The sequence below is a fragment of the Phycicoccus jejuensis genome (assembly GCF_044797865.1).
GTDB lineage: Bacteria > Actinomycetota > Actinomycetes > Actinomycetales > Dermatophilaceae > Phycicoccus > Phycicoccus jejuensis.
Window position 1 is genome coordinate 1904338 of record NZ_CP085209.1, and the last position, 23459, is coordinate 1927796.

Annotated in this window: 21 protein-coding genes and 2 tRNA genes; 10 read left to right on the forward strand and 13 right to left on the reverse strand. The window is 74.6% G+C overall.

The annotated features are described in order from the left end of the window. Nucleotide 1: 1 nt before the first annotated feature. Nucleotides 2-1453: an MFS transporter gene (locus tag LG324_RS08960; protein ID WP_404352994.1), complete on the reverse strand. Its 1452-nt coding sequence runs from the start codon at nucleotides 1451-1453 to the stop codon at nucleotides 2-4. A gap of 118 nt (nucleotides 1454-1571) precedes the next feature. Between LG324_RS08960 and LG324_RS08965 the strand changes: the two genes are divergently transcribed. After that, nucleotides 1572-2189 carry a DJ-1/PfpI family protein gene (locus LG324_RS08965; protein WP_404352995.1) on the forward strand — a complete coding sequence of 206 codons (618 nt, stop codon included), beginning with the start codon at nucleotides 1572-1574 and terminating at the stop codon, nucleotides 2187-2189. Further along, on the forward strand, nucleotides 2186-2653 hold the full coding sequence (locus LG324_RS08970) for a MarR family winged helix-turn-helix transcriptional regulator (RefSeq protein WP_207022789.1): 468 nt from the start codon (nucleotides 2186-2188) through the stop codon (nucleotides 2651-2653). The genes LG324_RS08965 and LG324_RS08970 overlap by 4 nt, the downstream gene beginning before the upstream one ends. 45 nt (nucleotides 2654-2698) lie before the next feature. On the opposite strand, the gene LG324_RS08975 is transcribed toward LG324_RS08970, so the two are convergent. Both LG324_RS08975 and LG324_RS08980 read right to left on the reverse strand, forming a co-directional pair. After that, nucleotides 2699-4831 (reverse strand): RecQ family ATP-dependent DNA helicase, encoded by a 2133-nt coding sequence (locus LG324_RS08975; RefSeq protein ID WP_404352996.1) that lies wholly within the window; start codon nucleotides 4829-4831, stop codon nucleotides 2699-2701. Between the two features lie 340 nt (nucleotides 4832-5171). Further along, on the reverse strand, nucleotides 5172-6527 hold the full coding sequence (locus LG324_RS08980) for a serine hydrolase domain-containing protein (RefSeq protein WP_404352997.1): 1356 nt from the start codon (nucleotides 6525-6527) through the stop codon (nucleotides 5172-5174). A 51-nt stretch (nucleotides 6528-6578) separates the two neighbouring features. On the opposite strand from LG324_RS08980, the gene LG324_RS08985 reads away from it, so the two are divergent. Both LG324_RS08985 and LG324_RS08990 read left to right on the forward strand, forming a co-directional pair. After that, complete coding sequence (locus tag LG324_RS08985) at nucleotides 6579-7025, forward strand: acyl-CoA thioesterase (RefSeq protein WP_404352998.1); 447 nt, start codon at nucleotides 6579-6581, stop codon at nucleotides 7023-7025. Next, the gene (locus tag LG324_RS08990; protein WP_207022793.1) at nucleotides 7022-7639 is read left to right on the forward strand and encodes a hypothetical protein; all 618 of its coding nucleotides are present in this window, start codon (nucleotides 7022-7024) and stop codon (nucleotides 7637-7639) included. The genes LG324_RS08985 and LG324_RS08990 overlap by 4 nt, the downstream gene beginning before the upstream one ends. Here the strand turns inward: LG324_RS08990 and LG324_RS08995 are convergent. From LG324_RS08995 to pepN, 6 genes are all read right to left on the reverse strand, one after another. Next, nucleotides 7621-9009: an MFS transporter gene (locus tag LG324_RS08995; protein WP_157577402.1), complete on the reverse strand. Its 1389-nt coding sequence runs from the start codon at nucleotides 9007-9009 to the stop codon at nucleotides 7621-7623. The genes LG324_RS08990 and LG324_RS08995 overlap by 19 nt on opposite strands. 5 nt (nucleotides 9010-9014) lie before the next feature. Next, entirely contained in the window at nucleotides 9015-9839 is an 825-nt protein-coding gene (locus LG324_RS09000) for a glycerophosphodiester phosphodiesterase family protein (RefSeq protein ID WP_404352999.1), read from the reverse strand. A 2-nt stretch (nucleotides 9840-9841) separates the two neighbouring features. Further along, on the reverse strand, nucleotides 9842-11647 hold the full coding sequence (locus tag LG324_RS09005) for an alpha-amylase family glycosyl hydrolase (RefSeq protein WP_404353000.1): 1806 nt from the start codon (nucleotides 11645-11647) through the stop codon (nucleotides 9842-9844). Between the two features lie 343 nt (nucleotides 11648-11990). Beyond that, a complete protein-coding gene (locus LG324_RS09010) occupies nucleotides 11991-12389 on the reverse strand; it encodes a globin (RefSeq protein WP_030527435.1) in 399 nt (132 codons plus the stop codon). Continuing rightward, the gene (locus LG324_RS09015) at nucleotides 12386-13339 is read right to left on the reverse strand and encodes a mechanosensitive ion channel family protein (RefSeq protein WP_084696641.1); all 954 of its coding nucleotides are present in this window, start codon (nucleotides 13337-13339) and stop codon (nucleotides 12386-12388) included. Before LG324_RS09015 ends, LG324_RS09010 begins: the two co-directional genes overlap by 4 nt. Beyond that, nucleotides 13326-15878: an aminopeptidase N gene (gene pepN / locus LG324_RS09020; protein WP_404353001.1), complete on the reverse strand. Its 2553-nt coding sequence runs from the start codon at nucleotides 15876-15878 to the stop codon at nucleotides 13326-13328. The genes LG324_RS09015 and pepN overlap by 14 nt, the downstream gene beginning before the upstream one ends. Nucleotides 15879-15990: 112 nt before the next feature. On the opposite strand from pepN, the gene LG324_RS09025 reads away from it, so the two are divergent. The 4 genes from LG324_RS09025 (at nucleotide 15991) to trmB (ending at nucleotide 19036) form a co-directional block, all read left to right on the forward strand. Then, entirely contained in the window at nucleotides 15991-16632 is a 642-nt protein-coding gene (locus LG324_RS09025; RefSeq protein WP_084696640.1) for a DsbA family protein, read from the forward strand. Between the two features lie 3 nt (nucleotides 16633-16635). Then, nucleotides 16636-17106: a ribose-5-phosphate isomerase gene (locus tag LG324_RS09030; RefSeq protein ID WP_404353002.1), complete on the forward strand. Its 471-nt coding sequence runs from the start codon at nucleotides 16636-16638 to the stop codon at nucleotides 17104-17106. An 84-nt stretch (nucleotides 17107-17190) separates the two neighbouring features. After that, entirely contained in the window at nucleotides 17191-18303 is a 1113-nt protein-coding gene (locus LG324_RS09035; RefSeq protein WP_404353003.1) for a PP2C family protein-serine/threonine phosphatase, read from the forward strand. 52 nt (nucleotides 18304-18355) lie between these two features. Continuing rightward, nucleotides 18356-19036: a tRNA (guanosine(46)-N7)-methyltransferase TrmB gene (gene trmB / locus LG324_RS09040; protein ID WP_404353004.1), complete on the forward strand. Its 681-nt coding sequence runs from the start codon at nucleotides 18356-18358 to the stop codon at nucleotides 19034-19036. 142 nt (nucleotides 19037-19178) lie between these two features. On the opposite strand, the gene LG324_RS09045 is transcribed toward trmB, so the two are convergent. After that, nucleotides 19179-19252, reverse strand: a tRNA-Pro gene (locus LG324_RS09045). Between the two features lie 88 nt (nucleotides 19253-19340). On the opposite strand from LG324_RS09045, the gene LG324_RS09050 reads away from it, so the two are divergent. Continuing rightward, nucleotides 19341-19414 (forward strand) — tRNA-Gly (locus LG324_RS09050). A gap of 15 nt (nucleotides 19415-19429) precedes the next feature. Here the strand turns inward: LG324_RS09050 and LG324_RS09055 are convergent. After that, on the reverse strand, nucleotides 19430-20404 hold the full coding sequence (locus tag LG324_RS09055; protein WP_404353005.1) for a DUF389 domain-containing protein: 975 nt from the start codon (nucleotides 20402-20404) through the stop codon (nucleotides 19430-19432). A 36-nt stretch (nucleotides 20405-20440) separates the two neighbouring features. Next, on the reverse strand, nucleotides 20441-20614 hold the full coding sequence (locus LG324_RS09060; protein WP_404353006.1) for a hypothetical protein: 174 nt from the start codon (nucleotides 20612-20614) through the stop codon (nucleotides 20441-20443). A gap of 265 nt (nucleotides 20615-20879) precedes the next feature. On the opposite strand from LG324_RS09060, the gene tig reads away from it, so the two are divergent. Beyond that, nucleotides 20880-22238 carry a trigger factor gene (gene tig / locus LG324_RS09065; protein WP_404353007.1) on the forward strand — a complete coding sequence of 453 codons (1359 nt, stop codon included), beginning with the start codon at nucleotides 20880-20882 and terminating at the stop codon, nucleotides 22236-22238. Between the two features lie 99 nt (nucleotides 22239-22337). On the opposite strand, the gene LG324_RS09070 is transcribed toward tig, so the two are convergent. Further along, nucleotides 22338-23420: a LacI family DNA-binding transcriptional regulator gene (locus LG324_RS09070; protein ID WP_404353008.1), complete on the reverse strand. Its 1083-nt coding sequence runs from the start codon at nucleotides 23418-23420 to the stop codon at nucleotides 22338-22340. Between the last annotated feature and the right edge of the window lie 39 nt (nucleotides 23421-23459).

Genomic DNA, 23459 nt, shown 5'->3' on the forward strand with positions numbered 1-23459 from the left:
GTCAGCCGACCCGGGCGTCGGGCTCGCGCCGCCAGGACCAGACGGCCGCCGCCCAGGCCGTGAGCAGCAGGACGACAGAGGCGCCGAGCGCCCAGCGCAGCGCGGTACCGGGGTCCTCGGTGCGGCCCACCGCGACCTGGTAGGTCGTCATGAGCACGGCCGCGCCGATGGCCGCGCCGATCCGCTGGCCGGTCTGGAGGGCCCCGCCCGCGGCGCCACCCATCGACGGCGGGACCTCGGCGAGCGAGAGCGTGATGTTCGGCGAGACGACGGCGCCTCCGCCGAGGCCGGCGACGAGCAGGGGGAGCGCGAGCAGCCACCACGGCAGGTCGCGGTCGGCCGCCGGGACGACGGCCGCGAGGGCGACGAGGCCGACCATCATCACGGCGAGCGCGACGACCGTCAGCGGGCGGCCGACGCGGCTGACCGCCCGGCCGGCCAGCGGGCTCGCGACGGCCGACCCGACGGCGAAGGGCGTGAGGAGGAGCCCGGCGTGCAGCGGCGTGAACCCGAGCCCGTCCTGGAGGAACACGCTGAGCACGAGGAAGATCCCCGTGAACCCGGTGAAGTAGAGGCTGCCGATGACGATGCCGCTGGCGTAGCCGGGCGTCTCGCGCAGCAGGCCGAGGTCGAGCAGCGGCGCACCCCCGTCGCGCACGACGCGCCGCTCGTGGCGGACGAAGGCGGCGCCGGCCAGCGGCACGAGGGCGAGGAGCAGGAGCGGCCAGCGGCTGCCGGACTCGAGGCTGACGATCGGGTAGAGGAGCGCGAGGACCGTCACCCCGAGGAGTGCGGCGCCGGGGAGGTCGAGGTGGGTGTCACCGGTCGTGTCGTCGGTGCGGCCGGGGACGAGCCGGGCGATGCCCACGAGGAGCACGAGGCCGATCGGCACGTTGACGAGGAAGATCCAGCGCCAGCCGCTCTCCTCGCCGAACGCGGCGATGAGCAGCCCGCCCAGCACCGGCCCGACGGCCGACGACACCGAGACGGTGAACCCGAACAGCCCGAAGGCGGTCCCGCGCTCGCGCCCCTGGAACAGCGACTGGATGAGTCCCGAGCTCTGCGGCGTGAGGATGCCGGCTGCGAACCCCTGGACGAGGCGCGCCGCGACGAGGACGCCGATGTTCGGCGCGAACCCCGCGGCCGCGCTCGCGACGACGAAGCCGCCGAGGCCGAGCAGCATGATCGCCCGGCGGCCGTGCGCGTCACCGAGGCGCCCGCCGATGACGAGCATCAGCCCGAGGGCGAGGGCGTAGCCGGACACGACCCACTGGACGCCGCCCGCCGAGGTGTCGAGCCCGGTCCGGATGGAGGGGATGGCGACGTTCACGATCGTCACGTCGAGCAGCACCATGAACCCGACGACGAGGGTGACGCCGAGGATGCGCCAGCGCCGGGGGTCGGGCGCGTCGTCGCGGGTGGTCTCGGCGCGTTCCTCGGTCTCCTGGCTCACCGCTCCACGCTAGGGGCCGTCGGGGCCGGTGACGCAGTCGGGTGCACGGCGAGCGGATGGAGCGTGAAGGGTCATCGGAGGTATTGACAACAGGCTGTCAAAAATGTAGGATGCTGTCATGACTTCCACCACCGTCCACCTCGCCGTCCTCGACACCATGGCCGACTGGGAGGTCGGCCACCTCGCCGCGCACCTGCGACACCTCGGCGGGCAGAGCCCCGTCGGCGGCTTCACCCTCGCGACCGTCGCCGCCCGGCCGGGCCCGGTGCGCACGATGGGCGGCCTCACGGTGCTGCCCGACCTCGTGCTCGCCGACCTCGACCCCGCCGACTCCGCGATGCTCGTCCTGCCCGGGGGCCGGACCTGGACGGATCCCGAGGTCGCCGGCCCGTTCGTCGACGCGGCCCGCGCCCACCTCACGGCCGGGGTGCCCGTCGCGGCCGTCTGCGGCGCCACGTGGGCGCTCGCCGCGGCGGGGCTGCTCGACGACGTGCGCCACACGAGCAACGACCCCGGCTTCCTGGCCTCCAGCGGGTACGCGGGCGGCGAGCGCTACGTGCACGAGCCCGCGGTCGTCGACGGCGACGTCGTCACGGCGACGGGCATCGACCCGGTGCACTTCGCGATGGCGGTCTTCCGGCGGCTCGGGGCCCACCCCGCGGAGCGGATCGACTCCTACGGGCGGCTGTACGCCGACCACGACCCGGCGGGGTACTTCGAGCTGGAGAGCGCGTGAGCGGCCGGCGCGCGGAGCCGACCCCCGAGCAGACCCTGCTGGCCGACAGCGCGCTCGCGGTCTTCCGGCTCAACGGCCAGTTCCTCGCCCTCGCCGAGGAGCTGGCCCGCCCGGCCGGCCTCACGGCGGCGTGGTGGCAGGTGCTCGGCGCCGTCCTGCCGACACCCCTGCCGGTCAGCGGGATCGCGCGCGAGATGGGCCTGACCCGGCAGAGCGTCCAGCGCATCGCCGACCTGCTCGTCGAGCGTGGCTTCGCCGCCTACCGCGACAACCCGGCGCACCGCCGCGCCAAGCTCGTCGAGGTGACCCCGGCGGGCCTGGCGGCCGTCCGCGACATCGCGCCCCAGCAGCGCGCCGCGGCCCGGCGGCTCGTCGACGAGCTGGGGGAGCGGCGCGCACGGGAGGTGCGGGATGCGCTCCAGGAGCTCGTGGCCGCGATGGAACGCCTCGGCGACGGGGTGTGACCGACGCGGGGTCCGGGCATCGGGGGGACCCGTGCGGGTGGCGCCTCAGCCGTCGACGGCGAGGACGAGCGGCAGCACCGCCGGAGCCCCGGCCTGCCGCAGCGCCCGCCCGGCGACGGTGAGGCTCCAGCGCGAGGAGACGACGTCGTCGACGAGGAGCACCGGCCCCGGGCAGTCGGCCAGCTGCGCCGCGAGGTCCGGGCCGACGACGACGCGGTCCCAGACGCCGGCCAGGCGGTAGGCGCTGTTGCCGCCCATCTCGCCGGTCGGCCCGCCGTGGGCGAGGTCGAGGGTGCCGAGGTCGCGCAGGCGCCCCATCTGCGCCAGCCCGGCCGCGAGCGACCGGACGAGCTGCGGGTGCGAGCGCGAGGGCATCGCGACCACGGCCACCGGGCGCTGCCCCCAGCCCCACTCGGCGAGGACCGGGACGCAGGCCCGCAGGAGCTCGGGGGAGGCGGGGGCGTCCTCGCGGAGCACCTCGCGCAGCCGCTGCCCCCAGCCGAGGTCGGACAGGCGGGCGAGCGCGCGGCCGGGCTCGAGCTGCTCGTCGGCGGCGATCCGGCCCTTGACCGGCACGCCGAGGCGGTCCATCCCCGAGGGCCACTGGGCGCGCGGGTCGATGACGGTGCCGACCTTCCGGAGGCGCTCGCGGGCGGCACCGACGACGGTGTCGGGGACGTCGGTCGGGTACCAGGGCCCGGCGCAGCCGTCGCAGCGGCCGCAGGGGACGGCGCTGTCGTCGTCGAGGCACTCCTGGAGGAAGGCCATCCGGCACGCGTCGGTGCGCTCGTAGTCGACCATCAGCTGCTGTTCGTCCTGCCGGGCCGCGGCGACCCGGTCGTAGCGCTCCGCGTCGTAGGTCCACGGGACGCCCGTCGAGGCCCAGCCACCGGAGACGCGCTGCACGGCGCCGTCGACGTCGAGGACCTTGAGCAGGAGCTCGAGGCGGGTGCGGCGGACGTCGACGATCGTCTCGAGGGCGGCGGTCGAGAGGGGGCGCCCGGCCTCGGCGAGCGCGGTGAGCACGGCGGCGGCCTGCTCCTCGCGCGGCATCGAGACGCTCGCGAAGTAGCGCCAGATGTCGCGGTCCTCGGGGCCGGGCAGGAGGAGGACGTCGGCGCGGTCGGTGGCGCGCCCGGCGCGACCGACCTGCTGGTAGTAGGCGACCGGGCTGCTCGGCGCGCCGAGGTGCACGACGAAGCCGAGGTCGGGCTTGTCGAAGCCCATCCCCAGCGCGGAGGTGGCGACGAGGGCCTTGACCTCGTTGTGCCGCAACGCCTCCTCGAGGCGCTCGCGGTCGGCCGGGTCGGTGCGGCCGGTGTACGGCGCGACGGCGTGACCGGCCTCGCGTAGGGACGCCGCGACGTCCTCGGCCGCCGAGACGGTCAGCGCGTAGACGATGCCCGAGCCGGGCAGCTCGCCGAGGTGCGCCAGCAGCCAGCCGAGCCGCTGCTCGGGGGACATCGAGCGGAGCACGCCGAGCCGCAGTGAGTCGCGGGCCAGGCCGCCGCGCACCGTGAGCACCGGCTGGCCGCCGGTGGACAGCTGCTCCTCGACGTCGTGGACGACGCGTGCGTTGGCCGTCGCGGTCGTCGCGAGCACCGGGACGTCGGCGGGCAGGCCGTCGAGGAGGTCGTGGATGCGCCGGTAGTCGGGGCGGAAGTCGTGCCCCCAGTCGCTGACGCAGTGCGCCTCGTCGACGACGAGCAGGCCGCAGCGCCGGGCGAGGTCGGGCAGCTGCTCGTCGCGGAAGCGCGGGTTGTTGAGGCGCTCGGGGCTGACGAGGAGGACGTCGACGGCGTCCTCGGCGAGGGCGGCGCGCACCTCGTCCCAGTCCTGCGCGTTGGCCGAGTTCATCGTCACGGCGCGGATGCCGGCGCGGCCGGCGGCGGCGATCTGGTCGCGCATCAGCGCGAGCAGCGGGCTGATGATGACCGTCGGCCCGGCACCCTCGGCCCGGCGCAGCGCCGTGGCGACGAAGTAGACGGCCGACTTGCCCCATCCGGTGCGCTGGACGACGAGGGCGCGCGAGCGGTGCTCGACGAGCGCCGAGACGGCCTCGAGCTGGCCGTCGCGGAAGTCGACGTCGTCGCGGCCGACGAGCCGCCGCAGCGCCGTGCGGGCGCGGTCGGCGACCTCGGGGGACGGGGGAGCGAGGACCTGGGCCGGTGTCGTCATGGTCCGCCCACCGTACGCACCCCGGCCGACACCGGGTCGCCTGCCGTCCACAGGCCGGCGTGCGAATGACGGCGCACCGGGACGACCCGGCCTCGCTGGGGAAGGGTGCGCTTCGCGGGGGTACCGAACTCGGGTGGAGCGCGGCCGTATCGGGTCACCCGATACGCGTGGGGCGAGTGGGGATCGGCGTGGCGGCGGCACTCGTGCGGGCGGGCTTGACCCGGGAAGGGTGCGCTTCGCGGGGGTACCGAACTCGGGTGGAGCGCGGCCGTATCGGGTCACCCGATACGCGTGGGACTGGAGGGGTTGGGGGCGGGTCGGGGTGCGGGTGGGGCGGCGGTCAGTGCCAGCCGAGTTCGTCGACGCCGCCGGGCACGTCGCTGTCGGGCGCGTAGGGGGTGCGCGAGAAGCGGAACGACGCCAGGTCGAGGTGCGAGACGGTGCCGTCCGCGCGGCGCACGACCCGCAGCGGCTCACCGGTGTGATACCCGTCGAGCCCGACCCAGGCGTCGGCCCCGACCGGCGCGAAGCGTGACCCGCGGCCCTGCCCGGGCTCGCCGAGGACGAGGTGCTCGCCGACGACCTTCGCCGTCGTCGTCGACGCGCCCCAGTGCCACGTCCCGACGAGCTCGAGCAGCGCCGGGTCCCCGTCGGCCGACCAGGGCTCGACGGACGGCGGCTCCTCGGTGCGCAGCACCTCGAGCAGGTCGTCCCCGAGGCCCTTGAGCGCCGGGGACGCGGTGGTGTTGGTCAGCGTGACGACGCCGTCGCCGCCGTCGAGCCGCACCCTCAGCCCAGCGAGGAAGCCCGGCATCGAGCCACCGTGGCCGGCGTACCGGACGCCGTCGACGTTCCAGACCTGCCAGCCGAGCCCGTGCGCGCCGGTCCACGGCTGCCCCGGCTCGTCGACGACGTGGTGCGGCTCGCACATCTCGGCGAGGGTGTCGGCGGAGAGCAGACCCGCCGTGTCGCCGCCGAGGAACGTGGCCCAGCGGGCGAGGTCCTCGACCGTCGTCCACAGCTGGCCGGCGGGCGCCATGGCCCCGCCGTCGTGCTCGGGCTCGCGCAGGAGGACGTCGGCGAAGGGGTGGACGGCCAGCCCCTGCGCGGCGCGGCCGTCCGGCCGGGTCGTCGTCCGGGTCATCCCGAGCGGCTCGAGGAGCTCGGCGCGCACGACCTCGGCCCAGCCGGTGCCGTGGGCCACCTCGAGCAGGCGGCCGAGCGCGCCGTAGCCGACGTTGGAGTAGTGGAAGCGGCGGCCGGCCCGGAAGCGCTGCCCGGCACCGGCACCCACGAGGTGGTCCCAGTCGCCCCCGGGCGTCCGCTCCCACCAGGGGCCGTCGGTCTCCGCCTGGGTGCCGGCCGCGTGCGTCAGCAGCTGCTCGACGGTGACCCCGCCGAGGGCCGAGCCGGGCACGTGCTGCTCGAAGCGGTCGGTGAGGTCCAGGCGCCCCGCGTCGCGCAGCCGCAGCACGCAGACGGCGACGAAGGTCTTGGTGATCGAGCCCATCCGGTACTGCGTGTCGGCGTCGGCCGGCTCGCCGTCCGCCCGGCCGTCGAGCGTGCCGACGGCACCGCTCCACGCGAGCCCTCCGTCGCGGACCAGCCCGGCCGCGACCGAGGGCAGCCGTCCCTCGCGCTGGGCGGTCGCGAGGCGGTGGTCGAGCAGGGCGGCGGTGCGGCGGAGGACGGTCACCCGGCCACCCTAGGACCGCGCTCCCGGGCGGTGGCTGCGAGGATGGCCCGCATGGCCGACCGCTACGTCGTCGAGGTCCCGCTGCGCTGGTCCGACATGGACGCCTACGGGCACGTCAACAACGTCCAGTACCTCCGCCTGCTCGAGGACGCCCGCGTCATCGGCTTCCGCGAGTGGTTCCCGGACCGGCCGACGCTGCTCGACGAGGGGATCGTCGTCTCCCGGCACTCCATCGAGTACCGCGCCCCGCTGACCTACCGGCCCGAGCCCGTCGAGGTCGACATGTGGGTGACCCGCGTCCACGGCGCCGGGTTCGACCTCGGGTACGTCGTGCGCGACCCCGCGTCGGTCGGCGAGGCCGTCTACGCCGTCGCCGAGACCGGTCTCGTCCTCTACGACTTCGCGACCGCCCGCCCGCGCCGGCTCGAGGCCGCGGCCCGCGAGGCACTCGCCGGGCACGTCGGCGAGCCGGTGGCCTTCCGGTGGGGTGGCCGATGAGCGACGTGCTCCACCTCGTCGACGTCGCCGCGCTCGGCGACCTCGGGCGCTTCGCCGGCCGGGCGCGCTCGCTCGACGAGCAGGGCGCGATGCGGCTGCAGGCCTCCGGCGACGTCCTCGCCGCGTGGGTCGGCGTGCTGCCGGGCAGCGGCATCCTCTCCGAGGGCGCCGTGCTCGGGCTGCGGACCTTCGCCCTCGCCGAGCCCGCCACGTGCGACGCCGTCGTCCCGCTCGGGGCGGTGACCGACCGGACCTCGAGGCCCGGCCGCGACGCGACCTTCCCGCTGCCCCCGACGCGGGCGCTCGCCGCCTGGTCGGCCGTCACCCCGCCGCGCTCCGGCTGGGAGCCCGCCGGCGAGCTGCCGGCCGACACCCTCGCCGAGGCCGCCCGCAGCGGTCTCGTCGAGGTCGGGGCGGCCGTCCGCGAGCGCGGGGCGGCCGCCGGCTTCGTGCGCGACCGGGTGTGGGGGCGTGACGTCGAGGGTGTGCGCGCGGGCGGTGCCTTCGCCGCGTTCTCGCTCGGCTTCCTCGCGCCCGGGTCGAGCGTGCGCGTGCTGCGCGCGAACCGGTGGACCCGGCTCAGCTGCGCCGGCGGTCACGTCCTGATGCGCTGACCCGTCGGGTAGACCACCGCGGCGACGACCGCCAGCCCGAGGAAGATCGCCCCGAAGAGCGCGTTGTCCTCGCCGGGGTCGTGCGCCGCGGCGAACGCGGCGGTCGCGCCCGCGATGCCGAGCACGCTGCCGAGGACGTCGGACAGCTGGATGGACGACGAGGTCTCGCCGTGCGCCTCGACCGGGCTCAGCTCGAGCGCGAGGATGGTCGTCGTCGTGACGCCGGTGCCCATCGCGAAGCCGGCGAGCAGCAGCGCGAAGACGCTGAGCCACGCCGGCAGGTTGACCCAGGCGACGAGCGAGAGCCAGCCGAGCCCGACGGCGAGCACGAGCCCTCCCACCTCGATGAGCCGGTGGCGCGGCAGGTGCAGCGCGTCGTGGCCCTGGTAGAGCGCGCCGAGCGCCCAGCCGACGGCGCCCACCGCGAGGGCGAGCCCGGCCACCTGGAGGCTGGCGCCGCGCTGGCCGGCGAGGAAGAGCGGGACGTAGGTGATGCCGCCGTAGAAGGCGGCGCAGAGCAGCGCCCGCGCGAGGACGACGCTCGGGACGCCGTGGCGCATGACGAAGGTGCCGGTCGGCAGCAGGCGCGGCGCGACGACGACGACGCCGACGAGCCCGACGACGGCGACCACCGTCTTCCACGACCACGTGATGACGAGCTCGTGCGTGCCGACCTGGAGCGCGCCGGCGGCCAGGGCGACGGCGAGGCCGGCCCAGGCGGTGCGGACGTGCGTGCCGTGGTCGCGGTTGGACACCGCCTCCTGGAGCCGGCTGACGTCGACGCGGCGCTGGGCGCGCCACAGCGAGATCCCCGTGACGATGACGGGGGCGACGACGATCCAGAACACCCAGCGCCACGAGATGTTCTCGGTCAGCCAGGCCGACAGCGGCGGCCCGGCGAGCGAGGGGACGACCCACGCGGCGGAGATGTACGTGAACAGGCGCGGACGGATCGCCTCGGGATAGATCCGGCCGGCGATGACGTAGAGCATGACGACGAGCAGGCCGCCGCCGAGGCCGGTCAGCGCGCGGCCGACGAGGAAGACGTCGAGGCGGGTCGCGCAGCCGCAGGTCGCGGCGCCGACGGCGAGCAGCGCCTGACCGACGAACGTGCCGGGCAGCGGACCGGACCGGTCGGTCCAGACGCCGGCGAGGACGATGCCGAGGAGCTGCGCGGTGAGCATCACCGAGAAGGCGAAGCCGTAGGAGCGCACGGCGTTCAGCTCGCGGGCGACGTCGGGCATCGCGGTCGAGACGGCCATCGACTCGAACGCGACGATCGTCACGAGGGCGAGGACGGCGAGGGTGACCTCGAGGTAGGACCGACTGAGCGGCCCACCCGTGGTCGTGCCGCTCCCCGTCGTGCGCATCGTCGTCACAGTAGCCCCCCGGCCTGCGGCAGGAGGGGGGAACCCCGCTGCGCCAGCACATCGGCGAGCACGTCGATCCGATCGGCCACGAGGCCGTCGACCCCGAGGTCGAGCAGGCGGTGGAACTCGGCGGCGTCCTCGCGACGGCCGTCGTGGAACCAGACGTGCACCTGCTTGCCGAGGTCGTGCGCCCGCCGGACGAGCCCGGGCGTCACGAGGACGAGGCTCCGGCCGGCGACGTGGTGCACGGCCGGGATCTGCAGGACCGGCGCCGGCGTGTGCAGCATCCGGGCGAGCAGGGCGGGAGAGAAGCGCAGCGCGGCGGTGCCGACCTGGCCGGCGGCGGTGGCGACGCGGGGGCCGAGGGCGCGGCGCAGCGCCCGGATGCGGCGCGGCGAGAACGACCCGAGGCAGACCCGGTCGAGGGCGTCGTGCTCGCGCAGGACGGCGACGGTCGGCTCGAGCGCCGCGTCGGCCTTGACGTCGATGTTGAAGCGGGTGGTCGGGAACGCCTCGAGGAGGTCGCCCAGCAGCGGGACGGGCTCCGTGCCGCCGACGCGCGCCACGCAGACCTCGTCCCATGTCAGGTCCGCGACGGCGCCGCGGGCGTCCGTCACGCGGTCGAGGACGGTGTCGTGGAACGCGACGACCTGCCCGTCGCGGGTGGCGTGCACGTCGGTCTCGAGGTAGCGGTACCCGAGGGCGACGGCGCGGGCGAACGCGGCCCGGGTGTTCTCGAGCCCGACGTTGGCGGGCAGGAGCGAGCCCCCGCGGTGGGCCAGCGCCAGGGGCGTCAGGTCCGAGAGATAGGCGTGGTCGGCGGCCCGCACGGTCAGCGGGCGGTGGGGCGCAGCCAGACTGTCGTGTCGGCCGGGAGCGTCCCCGGGTGCTCGAGCGGACCGGAGGCGACGAGGACCTCGCCGTCCGGCAGGGGGACCGGCGCCTCGCCGGTGTTCGTCACGACCAGCACGGCGTCGGCGCCCTCGCCGGAGCGGTAGGCAACGACGTCGCCGTCGGTCAGGTCGTCCCAGGTGAGGGCGTTGCCGCCGAGGCCGAGCTCGCGGCGCAGGCGCAGGAGGGTCCGGTAGAGCTCGAGGGTCGAGCCCTCGACGCCCTCCTGCCGGTCCACCGCCAGCGCGGCGTAGGCCTCGGGCTGGGGGAGCCACGGGTGGTCACCCGGGCCGAAGCCGAGGCTCGGGCCGTCGGCGGTCCACGGCATCGGGACGCGGCATCCGTCGCGGCCGACGACCTCGCCCTTGGTGTGGTGGAAGGTCGGGTCCTGGCGCACGTCGTGGGGCATCGTCGTGTGCTCGGGCAGGCCGAGCTCCTCGCCCTGGTAGAGGTACGCGCCGCCGGGCAGGCCGAGCATCAGCGCGGTCGCGGCGCGGGCGCGACGCAGGCCCAGCTCGGCGTCGGGCTGGGGGTCGTCGGCGGCGATGCCGTTGGGCCGCGGGCCGTCCTGGGGCAGGCCGAGGCGCGAGGCGTGGCGGACGACGTCGTGGTTGGAGAGGACCCACGTCGTGGGGGCGCCGACGGCGTCGTTGGAGCGCAGGGAGGACTCGATGACGGCCGCGAGCTCGCCTGCGTGCCACGGCGTCTCGAGGAAGTCGAAGTTGAACGCCTGGTGCATCTCGTCGGGGCGGACGTAGAGGGCGAGGCGCTCCTCGGGCTTGACCCACGCCTCGGCGCAGAGGATGCGGTCGGGCTCGCCGTAGGAGTCGAGGACCGTGCGCCAGGAACGGTAGATCTCGTGGACGCCGTCCTGGTCCCACATCGGGGCGCGGCCGGTGCCGGTGTGGTCGAGCACGGGGCCGTCGGCGTCGGGGACGGCGTCGGCATCGGCGCCGTCCTGCGGGCCGTCCTCGGTGAGGACCTCGTCGTAGAGGCCGACCGCGCCGTGCCAGTCGGGAAGGCCCTCCTCCTTGACCAGGCCGTGGGCGACGTCGACGCGGAAGCCGTCGACGCCCCGGTCGCACCAGAAGCGCAGGATCGACTCGAGCTCCTCGCGGACCTCGGGGTTCTGCCAGTTCAGGTCGGGCTGCGTCACGTCGAAGATGTGCAGGTACCACTGGCCGGGGGTGCCGTCGGCCTCGGTGACGCGGGTCCAGCCCTTGCCGCCGAACACGCTGGGCCAGTTGTTCGGCGGCTCGTCGCCGTTCGGGCCGCGGCCGTCGCGGAAGACGTAGCGGTCGCGCTCGGGGCTGCCGGGGCCGGCGGCGAGGGCTGCGCGGAACCAGGCGTGCTCGCTGCTCGTGTGGTTGGGGACGAGGTCGACGAGGACCTTGAGCCCGAGGTCGTGGGCGGTGGCGAGGAGGCGGTCGGCGTCCTCGAGGGAGCCGAAGAGCGGGTCGATGTCGCGGTAGTCGGCGACGTCGTAGCCCGCGTCGTTCATCGGCGAGACGTAGAAGGGGCTGAGCCACACGGCGTCGACGCCGAGGTCGCGCAGGTGGGGCAGGCGCGCGGTGATGCCGGGGAGGTCGCCGATGCCGTCGCCGTCGGCGTCGGCCCAGCTGCGCGGGTAGACCTGGTAGATGACGGCGTCGTGCCACCACGGGGCGCCGGGGGCGTCGGCCGGGTGGACCGTCGTGCCGGGGGCGGTCAGGGGGCTGCGGGAGGTCTGCGCGCTCACCGTGCCCATGCTCGCAAACAGCGGCGGCCGGCGCGAAACGAGGTCGGCGTGTCTCGCAGGGCGGGCCGGGTGGAACCCAGGTCCGCCCCACCCCGGTCGCCGAACCGTCCCGTCCGGCCGGGCGGTAGGTGCTCTCCCAGCCTCCTTGTCGATGCGAGGTTTACCTTGCGCTCCGCAAGGAATCAGTTGCTGCTGGAAGGTTTCCCTTCCCCGGCGCAGTGACTTGGTTGCGAGGTGGAAGGGAAACCTTGCGGGGTGGAAGGGAAACCTTCCGGACTGACAGGAGGCTGGGGGAGTACAGGTCTCCCGGCCGCTCTCAGGTTCGTGGACGCGTCGCCCCGCGGCTCCGGTGTCAGGGTGTGAGGGGCGGGTGCCCGTGCCCGTCGTCGGTGTTGACGAGCATGTGCGCAGCGCGCAGGAAGTAGTCGCGCATCTGCTCGGCCTGCGGCTCGGGGATGCCGGCCGCCTCGACCGCGCCGAGCATCGCCCGCATCCACCGGTCGCGCATGTCGAGCGTCACCGCGAACGGCACGTGCCGCATCCTCAGCCGCGGGTGGCCGCGCTCCTGGCTGTAGGTCGTCGGCCCGCCGAAGTACTGCTCGAGGAACATCCGCAGCCGCCGCTCCGCCGCCGCGAGGTCCTCCTCGGGATAGAGCGCGCGCAGCGGCTCGTCCGCGCGCACGTTCTCGTAGAACGCGTGGACCAGCCGCTCGAACGTCGGCGCGCCCCCGACCTCCTCGTAGACGCTCACGAGTGCGCCCCCGTCGCGAACGGCGGCAGCGGCGGGCCCTGGATGCCGGCCGCGTCGAACGCGTCCTTGAGGCGCAGCCGCAGCTCGCGCTGCACCCCGAAGTTCTCGCCGGGCAGGCACTTGACGAGCACCCGCACCGTGACCGTTTGGCCGGTAATCGCGTCGACGCCGAGCACGGCCGGCGGCTCGGTGATCTTCGGCTCCCACTCCGGGTCGTTGCCGAAGTCCTCGGTCGTGCGCCGCACGACCTCGAGCACCTTCTCGATCGGCTCGAGGTAGGAGACGGGCATGTCGATCCACGCCGCCGCGTACCCCTGCGAGAGGTTGCCGATCCGGATGACCTCGCCGTTGCGGACGTACCAGGTCACGCCGTTGGCGTCGCGCAGCCGGGTGACCCGCAGCGTGACCTCCTCGACCGTGCCGATCGCCTCGCCCGTGTCGATGACGTCACCGACCCCGTACTGGTCCTCGAGGATCATGAAGATCCCCGAGAGGAAGTCCTTGACCAGGCTCTGGGCCCCGAAGCCGATGGCCACACCGCCGACGCCGGCCGAGGCCAGCAGCGGGCCGAGCGGGAGCCCGAGCAGCGCCATCACCGTCAGCGCCGTGATGATCGCCAGCACGAAGGTCGAGATGCTGCGCAGCAGCGACCCCATCGTCTCCACGCGCTGGCGGTGCCGCTCGTTGGCGATGCCGGTCGCGTTGGCGAGGACCCGCCCCGCCCCGCCGCCCGTCGCCAGCCGGCTGGCGGTCCGCGAGGTCATCGTCGCGACGACCCGGCCGATGAGCCGGTGCGCCGCCCAGCGGGCGACGAACCCGAGGACGAGGACGAGGACGATCTTCACGCCGTTCGTGAGCGCCCACTGCTGGAACTTGTCCCAGTAGGTGCTCACCTCCTCGACGGTGGGGGTGGCGGCGTGGAGCAGGGAGAGCAGGTCAGTCACGGGCATCGCGCTCCTGGGCGGCGAGGGCGCGCGCCACCGGGTCACGGTTCTCGGCGACGAGGCGGCGCAGCGCGGCGGGGGCGTCGGGGTTGCCGTCGAGCCAGGCCTGCGTGGCCTCCAGCAGGTGGGCGTCGACGAGCGGGTGCGGGTAGAAGCCGGCGACGACCGACTCGACGAGGGCGTGGGAACCCTTCTGCTGCACCGTGTCGAGCATCGCGTGGTAGCGCTCCACGAACGGTGCGAGGAGCTCGGCCGGGGTGCCGGGGCGGGCGAAGCCCATCCCGCTGGCGTCGACGATCGCGTTGGGGCGGCCGGTCTCGTCGACCGACTCGCGCCAGGCGCGCTCCTTGGCCTCGGACGTCGGCACCGCGGCGAGGGTGCGGGCCGCGCGCTCACGCGCGGTCGCGGTGTCCTCGCGGCGCAGCTCGGCGGCGACCTCGTCCTCGGACGACGCCCCGGCCGCGGCCAGCGCGGTGAGCAGCGTCCAGCGCATCTCGAAGTCGACGTCGAGACCGTCGAGCACCTCGGTGCCCTCGTAGAGCCCGCGCAGCGTCGTGGCGTCGTCGCCGGCGGAGGTGAGCCCGGCTGCGGCGGTGACGAGCTGGAGCTGCGCGTCGCTGCCGGGAGCAGCGGCGCGGGCGATCTCCCACAGCCGGTCGCGGGTCGCGGCACGCATCGGGTCGCGGTGCGCGGGAGCCGTGTACGACAGCACCGCCGTGCGCAGCTGCATGAGCAGCGTGCGCAGCAGGGTCGAGTCGCTCTCGCCCGGAAGGCTGGCGAGCACGAGGTCGGCGAAGCGGCGCGCGCCCATCTCGCCGTCGCGGGTCATGTCCCACGCCGAGGCGAGGACGAGGGCCCGGGGGAGTGAGGAGGTGAAGCCCCGGGGGTGGGCCAGCGCCGTCGCGAGCGAGCGCTCGTCGAGCCGGATCTTGGCGTACGCGAGGTCGTCGTCGTTGACCAGGAGCAGGTCGGGCTGCTGCCGGCCGACGAGCGCGGGCACCTCGGTGCGCTCGCCGTCGACGTCGACCTCGAGGAGGTCGGTGCGGTGCAGCTCGCCGTCGCGCTCCTCGTAGAGGCCGATGCCGAGGCGGTGCGGGCGCAGCGTCTCGTAGCCCTCGGCGAAGGTCTGCTCGACCACGGCCGACGTGATGCGGCCGTACTCGTCGACGTCGACGACCGGGCGCAGCGTGTTGACGCCGGCGGTCTCGAGCCAGAGGCGCGACCAGGCGCGCAGGTCGCGGCCCGAGGTGGCCTCGAGCTCGGTGAGCAGGTCGTCGAGCGTCGTGTTGCTCCACGCGTGCTTGCGGAAGTAGGTGCGCAGGCCCTCGCGGAACGCGTCGCGGCCGACGTACGCGACGAGCTGCTTGAGCACCGACGCACCCTTGGCGTAGGTGATGCCGTCGAAGTTGACCTCGACGTCCTGCAGGTCGTTGATCTCGGCGACGATCGGGTGCGTCGTCGAGAGCTGGTCCTGGCGGTAGGCCCAGTCCTTCTCGTAGGTGCCGAACGTCGTCCACGCGTCGACCCACTCGGTGGCCTCGGCCTGGCACGTCGTCGAGGCCCACTCGGCGAAGGACTCGTTGAGCCACAGGTCGTCCCACCAGCGCATCGTCACGAGGTCGCCGAACCACATGTGGGCGAGCTCGTGGAGGACGGTGAGGGCGCGGCGCTCGACGAGCGCGTCGGGGACCTTGGAGCGGAAGACGTAGACCTCGGCGATGGTGACGCAGCCCGCGTTCTCCATCGCGCCCATGTTGTACTCCGGCGAGAACAGCTGGTCGTACTTCGCGAACGGGTACGCGCAGTCGAACTCCTCCTCGAAGAACGCGAAGCCCTTCTTCGTCAGCGCGAAGAGGTTGTCGGCGTCGAGGTAGGGCGTCAGCGACTTCCGGCAGAAGATGCCGAGCGGCACCTCGCCGCCACGGGTGGCGACGGAGTCGCGGACGACGTCGTACGGGCCGGCGACGAGCGCCGTGATGTAGCTGGAGATCCGCGGGGTGCGCTCGAACGCCCACGTCGCGGTGCCCTCGCCGGCCGGCTGCGGCTGCGGCGTGGGGGAGTTGGAGACGACCTGCCAGTGCGCCGGCGCCGTGACCGTGAAGGCGAACTCCGCCTTGAGGTCGGGCTGCTCGAAGACGGGGTACATCCGGCGGCTGTCCGGGACCTCGAACTGCGTGTAGAGGTAGACCTCCTCGTCGACCGGGTCGACGAAGCGGTGCAGGCCCTCGCCGGTGTTCGTGAAGCGCCCGGTCGCCTCGACGACGACCTCGTTCTGCTCGGCGAGGCCGGTCAGCCGGATGCGGCTGTCGGCGAAGTGGGTGGCCGAGTCCAGCGAGGTGCCGTTGACCGTGATGGACTCGACGGAGGCACCGACGAAGTCGAGGAAGGTCTCGGCGCCGGGCTGCGTGCACGTGAACCGGATGGTGCTCCGGGTCGGGAAGGTCGCCTCGCTCGACGCCACGTCGAGGACGACGTCGTGGGTGTCGACGGAGACGAGGGCCGATCGGGCCGCTGCCTCGTCGCGCGTGAGGTTCGTGCCGGGCACGGGTGCTCCTGTCGTTCGCAAGCGTGGAAGGGCGCCCGTCCACGGGCGCCCCGAGGACCATCCTGTCACGGGCCGCCACCTCTGGACCGGGCGGCGGGGTCGCGGTGGCAGGATGACGCGGGTGAGCACCGAGACCACCCCCACCGCCCGCGCCTCCGCCGAGTTCTGGTTCGACCCCCTGTGCCCCTGGGCCTGGATGACCTCCCGCTGGATGGGCGAGGTCGAGAAGGTCCGCGACGTCGACGTCACCTGGTCGGTCATGAGCCTGTCGGTCCTCAACGAGGGGCGCGACCTGCCCGAGGAGTACCGCGCGCTGATGGAGAAGGGCTGGGGGCCGGTGCGAGTCGTCGTCGCCGCCCGCGCCGCGCACGGGGACGACGTCGTCAAGCCGCTCTACGACGCGATCGGGAGCCGCATCCACCACGAGGAGCAGGACTACGACACCGCCATCGCCGGGGCGCTCGAGGAGCTCGGCCTGCCGGCGGAGCTCGCGGACGCCGCGACCTCCGACGCGCACGACGCCGAGCTGCGCGCGAGCCACCAGCGCGCGATCGACCTCGTCGGCGACGACGTGGGCACGCCGGTCGTCGCCGTCGACGGCGTCGCGTTCTTCGGCCCGGTCGTCACCCCCGCCCCGAAGGGCGAGGCCGCCGGCCTGCTCTGGGACGGCTGCGTCCTCGTCGCCCGCACCCCGGGCTTCTACGAGCTCAAGCGCTCGCGGACGCAGGGCCCGATCTTCGACACCGAGGGCTGAGCGGTGGCCCGCGTCCACCTCGGCGCCGACCACGCGGCCTTCGAGATGCTGAACGACCTCGCGGCCTTCCTCGAGGCCGAGGGGCACGAGGTGACCAACCACGGCCCGCACACCTACGACGCGCTCGACGACTACCCGGTCTTCGTCCTGCGCGCGGCGCAGGCCGTCGCGGCCGACCCCGGGGCGCTCGGGGTCGTGCTCGGCGGGTCGGGCAACGGCGAGCAGATGGCGGCCAACAAGGTCCCCGGCCTGCGCGCCGCCCTCTGCTACGACGAGGAGCTCGCCCGCCTGGCGCGCGAGCACAACGACGCCCGCGTCATCTCGATCGGCGCCCGGATGACCGACCCCGAGCTGGCGCGCACCATGGTGCGGACCTTCGTCGCGACCCCCTTCAGCGGCGAGGAGCGGCACGTGCGCCGCCTGCGGATGATCGAGGCCTTCGAGGCGGACGGGACCCTGCCGCCCGCCCCCTGACCGGCGCGTCGCCCGCAACGGTCGCCGCGTGTCAGGGCGATCGCCTACTGTGGCGCTGCCCGGACGACGACGCAGGGGGTGAGCATGGCCACAGGAGTCGAGCTCCCCGGCGTCCCGCGCCACGACCCCGAGGTCACGCGCCACCGGATGGTCGCCGGCCGGTTCTCCGGCGTCGACCAGGGGCGCGCCCTGACCTGGGGCCTCGTCACCGTCGTGACGCTGCTCGGCATCGGTGTCGTCTTCGACCCCGAGCTCGTGGCCATCTCGTTCGTCTTCCCGCTGATCGTGGTCTCCGGGCTGGTCCTCGAGCCGCAGCGGCACGGCATCGTCCTCGCGGCCGCCGGCGCCGTCGTCCTGCTGTGGGGCCCGCTCGCGCAGCTGAGCGTCGCGCGCGTCGTCGGGGTGTACGTCGCGGTCGCGCTCGTCATGGCGCAGACGGTCGTCATCTCGCGCTCGCGGGCGCTCGTCGGCACCCGGGGGCTCGGCGCCGACCGGATGTTCGCCGACCTGCGCGACCGCATCGACCAGGTCGGGCGCGTGCCGGCACTGCCGGCCGGCTGGCACGCCTCCTCGAGCATCCTCTCGGCGCACGGCGACCGTTTCTCGGGTGACTTCGTCATCGCCAACCTCTCGCCGGCGCACGACCGGCTCCAGGTGGCGCTCGTCGACGTCAGCGGCAAGGGCACGGGCGCCGGGGTGCGCTCGCTCCTGCTGTCCGGCGCGCTCGGCGGCCTGCTCGGGTCGGTCTCCGCCGACGGGTTCCTGCGTGCCGCCAACGACTACCTCGTGCGGCAGGGCTGGGACGAGGGGTTCGCGACCGCCGTGCACCTCGACCTCGACCTTCGGACCGGAGCCTTCTCGATCGGCAACGCCGGCCACCCCGCCCCGGCCCTGTTCACCGCCGGCCGCGGCCGGTGGACCGTCCTCGAGGGGCTGCACGGCCCGCTGCTCGGCGTCGTCCCGGACGTCGACTTCCCCCGCGCGACCGGCCGCCTCGACCGTGGCGACGCGCTGCTCGTCTACTCCGACGGCGTCATCGAGGCCCGGGGACGCGACCTCACCGACGGCGTCGACCGGATGCTCGGGGTCGCCGCCGCCTCCGTCGTCCGAGGTGGCGACATCGCCTGCGATGTGTGCGCGACGGCGCGTTCGGGGCAGGATGACGACCGGTCCGCCTTCTCGGTCCACCGCGGCTGAGGCCCGGCGAGCAGGCGGCCGGCCCGCCTCCCCGACCCGAAAGGCCCGACCCGTGGCACCCGGCCCGGTCCTCGACCACGAGCCCCGCGAGGGCGTGCGCACCTTCACCCCGCGCTGGCGCAACAGCCCGCTGACCGACGAGCGGATGGCAACCCTGCTGCCCGCCCGGGCGCTGCCCGACGGCCCGCTCGACCCGCCCGCCGCGTTCGGCCGGACCGGCCCCGTCGTCCTCGAGATCGGCTCCGGCCACGGCGCGGCCGCGGTCGCGTTCTGCCGCGCCCACCCCGAGGCCGACCTCGTCGCGGTCGACGTCCACGTCCCCGGTGTCGCCCGGATGCTCGCCTCCGCCGAGGAGGCCGGCCTGCGCAACCTCTGGGTGCACCCCGGTGACGTGCTGCCGCTGCTCACCGACCGCATCGCCCCCGGCACGCTCGACGCGGTGCACCTGTTCTTCCCGGACCCGTGGCCGAAGTCCCGCCACGCGAAGCGGCGCTTCGTCCAGCAGCACACCCTGACGCTCGTCGCCTCGCGGCTGCGCCCGGGCGGTCACCTGCTCGTCGCGACGGACATCGCCTCGTACGCCGAGCACTGCCGCGAGCAGCTCGCCGCGCACGGCGGCTACGACGTCGTCGAGGGGGAGCGGCCCGACTGGCGCCCCGAGGACGGCTTCGAGGCCAAGGGCCGGCGGGCCGGGCGGTCGGTCCACGAGTTCCGCTGCACCCTGCGTCCCTGAGCCCTGGGAGAGCTGGGTCGGGGTCGCCGGACCCGCCGTCGCCGCTCCCGCTCCTCCGTCGCGGGACCGGTTCCGGCTCCGGCCATCAGGCTACCCCGACGCCGAACGGCCCGACGCGCGGAGCGCATCGGGCCGTTCGGCGTCGGGGTAGCCGGATTCGAACCGGCGGCCTTCCGCTCCCAAAGCGGACGCGCTACCAAGCTGCGCCATACCCCGTGACGCGCGGGCGTCCTCGTCGATTTCCGGATCCCGCGCGAGCCGCCCTAGGCTAGCGGTGCCCTCGCGGTGCACGCCGACGAGGTGCGCGGGCGTAGCTCAATGGTAGAGCCCCAGTCTTCCAAACTGACTACGCGGGTTCGATTCCCGTCGCCCGCTCCACGGCCTCCCGGGCCCTCAGTAGTCGGGGTGTCCGAGCACCCCACGCCCGCGGACCAGCGTCCGACGCCGGACCGGCACCCGCGACCACACCGCCTGCTGCAGCGCGAGCGTCAGGGCGCCGGCGACCGCCATCCCCGCGAGGTTGAGCCCGAGCTGCGCGAGCGACCCGGTCACCTCGTGCCAGGCGCCGAACGCCGCACCGAGCGAGACGTTGGCCGCCGCCGGCACCGTCGTCACCGAGATGAAGACGCCCGACAGCCCGCCGGTGCGCGCGGAGGTCAGCGACAGGACACCCGCTGCGGCCGCGATGACCGCGACGACGAAGCTCCAGCGGTCCGGGGTGTAGATGAAGGCCGTCGCGGGGCGGTCGCCGACGATGTCCTCGTACGTCACCCAGCCGAGCGCCCGGCCCAGCAGGCCGGACAGGGCCGTCGCGACCATGCCGGCGAGGAAGCCGAGCACGAGGGTGCGCGTCGCGATGCCGAGCAGCCCGGCCTTGCGGCGGACGATCGCCAGGCCGATGGCCGCCACCGGGCCGAACTCCGGCCCGAGCACCATCGCGCCGATGACGAGGATCGGGGAGTCGAGGACGATGGCGACGCCGGCGATGAGCGTCGCGAGACCCATGAACGACAGGTAGGTCCAGTTGAGCTCGGCCTCCGAGTAGGCCCGGTGGCCGACCTCGGTCCACACGACGGCGTCGGCGCTGGCCCCGGGCGCGAGCCGCTCGGCCTCCAGGCCCGAGCGCGAGAGCCACGTGTCGACCGTCTCGACGCGAATCGTCCCCTCCTCGTGCACCCCGAGCGCGCGCAGCCCGTCGATGACCGGGTTGGCGCCCTCCCGGGCGATGTCGGCGGTGACGACGTCGCCCGGGGGGATGCGCGAGGCGCCGGGGTGCACGGCGAGGCCGGTGACGTAGTCGTCGGACTCCAGCAGCGTGAGGACGTCGTCGGTCAGCGACCCGGGGACGGAGATCCGCAGTGACAGCACCGCGCCAGTGTGCACCGGCGCGGTGCCGTCATCGCGTCACTTGCCGCCGTTGCCGCCTGCACGGAACGCGACCCACGCGTCCCTCATCCGCTCGGCCTGCCCGCGGGTGAACGTGTGCTCGAGCATCAGCCAGCGCCTGACCTCGTGGGTCGGGGTGTCGCCGAGGGCGTCCTTGCCCGCCGTGCCGCCGGGCATCGACTCGTCGAGCATGACGACGCCGTCGATGTGGTCGCGCCCGGTTGTTGTGGCGCTTCGGAAGTACGCCCCGCCGAGCAGCCCGCCCCCGACGTCCGGCGGTAGGTCCCGGGCGCCCGGGATGGCGTGAGGGCGATTCGGCCGCGCCGCGACGGGCCGCTAGCATGGGCCTTTGGTGTCGTCCCGGGCACCGGCGCCATGCGCGGCCCGGGTGCGGCCGGTGTGACCGGCCCCGCGACCCGTGACCGTCAACCCCGACACCCCAGGTGGAGTGCCCGAAGTGAAGAGTGCCGTCGAGACCCTGAGCCCGACCCGGGTCAAGCTGACCGTTGAGGTCCCGTTCGACGAGCTGAAGCCGCTGCTCGACGACGCGTACCGGACCATCGGTGGCCAGATCCAGGTCCCCGGCTTCCGCAAGGGCAAGGTCCCGGCCCGGATCATCGACCAGCGCGTCGGCCGTGGCGCCGTCGTGCAGGAGGCCGTCAACGAGGCCCTCCCGCGCTTCTTCGCCGAGGCCGCCGAGGCCGAGGACGTCCGCGCCATCGGCCAGCCCGAGGTCGACGTCACCGCCGTGCCGCTCGAGGACGGCCAGGAGCTCACCTTCACGGTCGAGACCGACGTGCGCCCGACCATCGAGCTCCCGGAGCTCACCGGCATCGCCGTGAGCGTCGACGACGTCGCCGTCTCCGACGAGGACGTCGAGGAGCGGATGACCTCGCTGCGCGAGCGCTTCGGCACCCTCGTCGGCGTCGACCGCGCCGTCGAGGACGGCGACCACGTCTCCATCGACCTGCGCGCCGAGATCGGCGGCGAGGAGATCGACTCCGTCACCGGCATCTCCTACGAGGTCGGCAGCGGCAACATGCTCCCAGGGATGGACGAGGCGCTCGCCGGCATGACCGCGGGCGAGACCAAGACCTTCACCGCTCCGCTGGCCGGCGGCGACCACGAGGGCGAGGACGCCGAGTGCACCGTCACCGTCCAGTCCGTCAAGGTCCGTGAGCTCCCCGAGCTCGACGACGAGTTCGCCCAGCTCGCCTCCCAGTTCGACACGATGGACGAGCTGCGCGCCGACGTCGTCACCCAGGCCGAGCAGGCCAAGAAGTACGAGCAGGGCATCCAGGCCCGCGACAAGGTCCTCGAGCACCTCCTCGAGACCGTCGAGGTCCCCGTCCCCGAGGGCATCGTCAAGGCCGAGGTCGACGCCCACCTCGAGGGCGAGAACCGGATGGACGACGACGAGCACCGCGCGGAGGTCGACGAGTCGACCCGCAAGGCGCTCAAGGCCCAGTTCCTCCTCGACGCCATCGCCGAGAAGCTCGAGGTCCGCGTCGAGCAGCCCGAGCTCATCGAGTACCTCGTGATGAGCGCGCAGCAGTACGGGATGGACCCGAACCAGTTCGCCCAGGCGCTCGACCAGCAGGGCCAGGTCCCCGCGATGGTCCAGGAGGTCGCCCGCCGCAAGGCGCTCGCGGCCGTCCTCGACGACGCGACCGTCATCGACGCCAGCGGCAACGCGGTCGACCTCGACGAGCTCGTGCCGGACGCCGAGGGTGACGAGGCGGCCGACGAGACCGAGGCCGTGGCCGACGAGGCCCCCGCTGACGAGCAGGCGGAGCAGGAGTCGGCGAAGGCCTGACGCCTCCCGTAGCAGCGACCACACGGCGCCGCACCCCGACCGGGGTGCGGCGCCGTGCGTCGTCCCGGGGGGGGGCGTCGGGGGTCCGGCGCGACGGCGTCAGGCGGCGGGCGGGGGAGCGGTCGTCGTACCGACCCGCAGCGTGACCTCGAAGTCGACGTCGGCGACCGGCTCGCCGTCGAGGGCCGCGCGCACGAGCCGGCCGAGGGCGCGGCCCTTCTCGGCCCCGGGCTGGACGACGGTGGTCAGCGTCTGGTCGAGCCACGGCAGGTCGACCCCGTCGAAGCCGGTGACGGACACGTCGCCCGGGACGTCGAGCCCGAGGGCCTGGGCCGCGCGGACGACGCCGGCCGCGAGCAGGTCGGCCTGGACGACGACGGCGGTCGGGCGCTCCGCCGCTGAGCGGTCGAGGAGGAGGCGGCCCGCCGCCTCGCCGGCACCGACGGTGAGGGCGGCGGCCTGGACGACGGGGGCGTCCGGGCCCACGAGGTCCCAGAAGCCGCGCAGGCGGCCGCCGGCGTCCGGGTAGAGCGCGCCGTCGAGGTCGGCGGCCGTCACGGCGCGGGTCGTGGCCGCGGGGTGCAGCGCCATCGCGACCGACGCGACCCGGGTGTGCCCGAGCCCGAGGACGTGCCGGGTCGTCAGGCCGATCGCGCCGGCCTCGTCGACCCGGACGTGCGCGACGCCGGGGTCGCCGGGCGAGCCGGCGCCGACGAGCGGGATGCCGCGGGCGCCGAGGTGGGCGACGACGGGGTTGTCACGCAGGCCGCAGAGGGGGAAGACGGCCGCGTCGACGGCCTGGGTCGCGAGCTGCCCGACGGCCCGGACTGGGTCGTCGGCCGGCTGGGCGACGAGCAGCATCGAGCGGCCGGCGGCCTCGAGCTCCTCGGCGAGGCCGTCGAGGACGGCGAGCGCGAAGGGGTCGCGGAACGCGTCGCGCAGCGGGGCCTCGACGACGACCGCCACGGTGCCGACGCGGCCCTGCCGCAGGGAGGAGGCGAGGGGGTCGGGGCCGGCGAAGCCCAGCTCCTCGGCCGCCGCGCGCACCCGGTCGGCGGTGCCCGGCGAGACCGGCCCCTTGCCGCTGAACACGAGGGAGGCGGTGGAGGTCGAGACCCCGGCCAGCTCGGCGACGTCGCGCAGGGTGGGGCGGCGGTCCCCGGCTTGACGTGGCTGGCTCATGCGGCCGACAATATCGAATCGATTCGATCGAATCGATTC

Bases quoted from the DNA above. Each gene is read 5' to 3' on its own strand.
- LG324_RS09005 (WP_404353000.1), bottom strand. From the start codon at position 11,647: ATGGGCACGGTGAGCGCGCAGACCTCCCGCAGCCCCCTGACCGCCCCC.
- LG324_RS08965 (WP_404352995.1), top strand. From the start codon at position 1,572: ATGACTTCCACCACCGTCCACCTCGCCGTCCTCGACACCATGGCCGAC.
- LG324_RS09015 (WP_084696641.1), bottom strand. From the start codon at position 13,339: ATGCCCGTGACTGACCTGCTCTCCCTGCTCCACGCCGCCACCCCCACC.
- LG324_RS08995 (WP_157577402.1), bottom strand. From the start codon at position 9,009: ATGCGCACGACGGGGAGCGGCACGACCACGGGTGGGCCGCTCAGTCGG.
- LG324_RS09060 (WP_404353006.1), bottom strand. From the start codon at position 20,614: ATGCTCGACGAGTCGATGCCCGGCGGCACGGCGGGCAAGGACGCCCTC.
- LG324_RS08975 (WP_404352996.1), bottom strand. From the start codon at position 4,831: ATGACGACACCGGCCCAGGTCCTCGCTCCCCCGTCCCCCGAGGTCGCC.
- LG324_RS09025 (WP_084696640.1), top strand. From the start codon at position 15,991: ATGACGCGGGTGAGCACCGAGACCACCCCCACCGCCCGCGCCTCCGCC.
- LG324_RS08990 (WP_207022793.1), top strand. From the start codon at position 7,022: ATGAGCGACGTGCTCCACCTCGTCGACGTCGCCGCGCTCGGCGACCTC.
- LG324_RS09070 (WP_404353008.1), bottom strand. From the start codon at position 23,420: ATGAGCCAGCCACGTCAAGCCGGGGACCGCCGCCCCACCCTGCGCGAC.
- LG324_RS08985 (WP_404352998.1), top strand. From the start codon at position 6,579: ATGGCCGACCGCTACGTCGTCGAGGTCCCGCTGCGCTGGTCCGACATG.
- LG324_RS09035 (WP_404353003.1), top strand. From the start codon at position 17,191: ATGGCCACAGGAGTCGAGCTCCCCGGCGTCCCGCGCCACGACCCCGAG.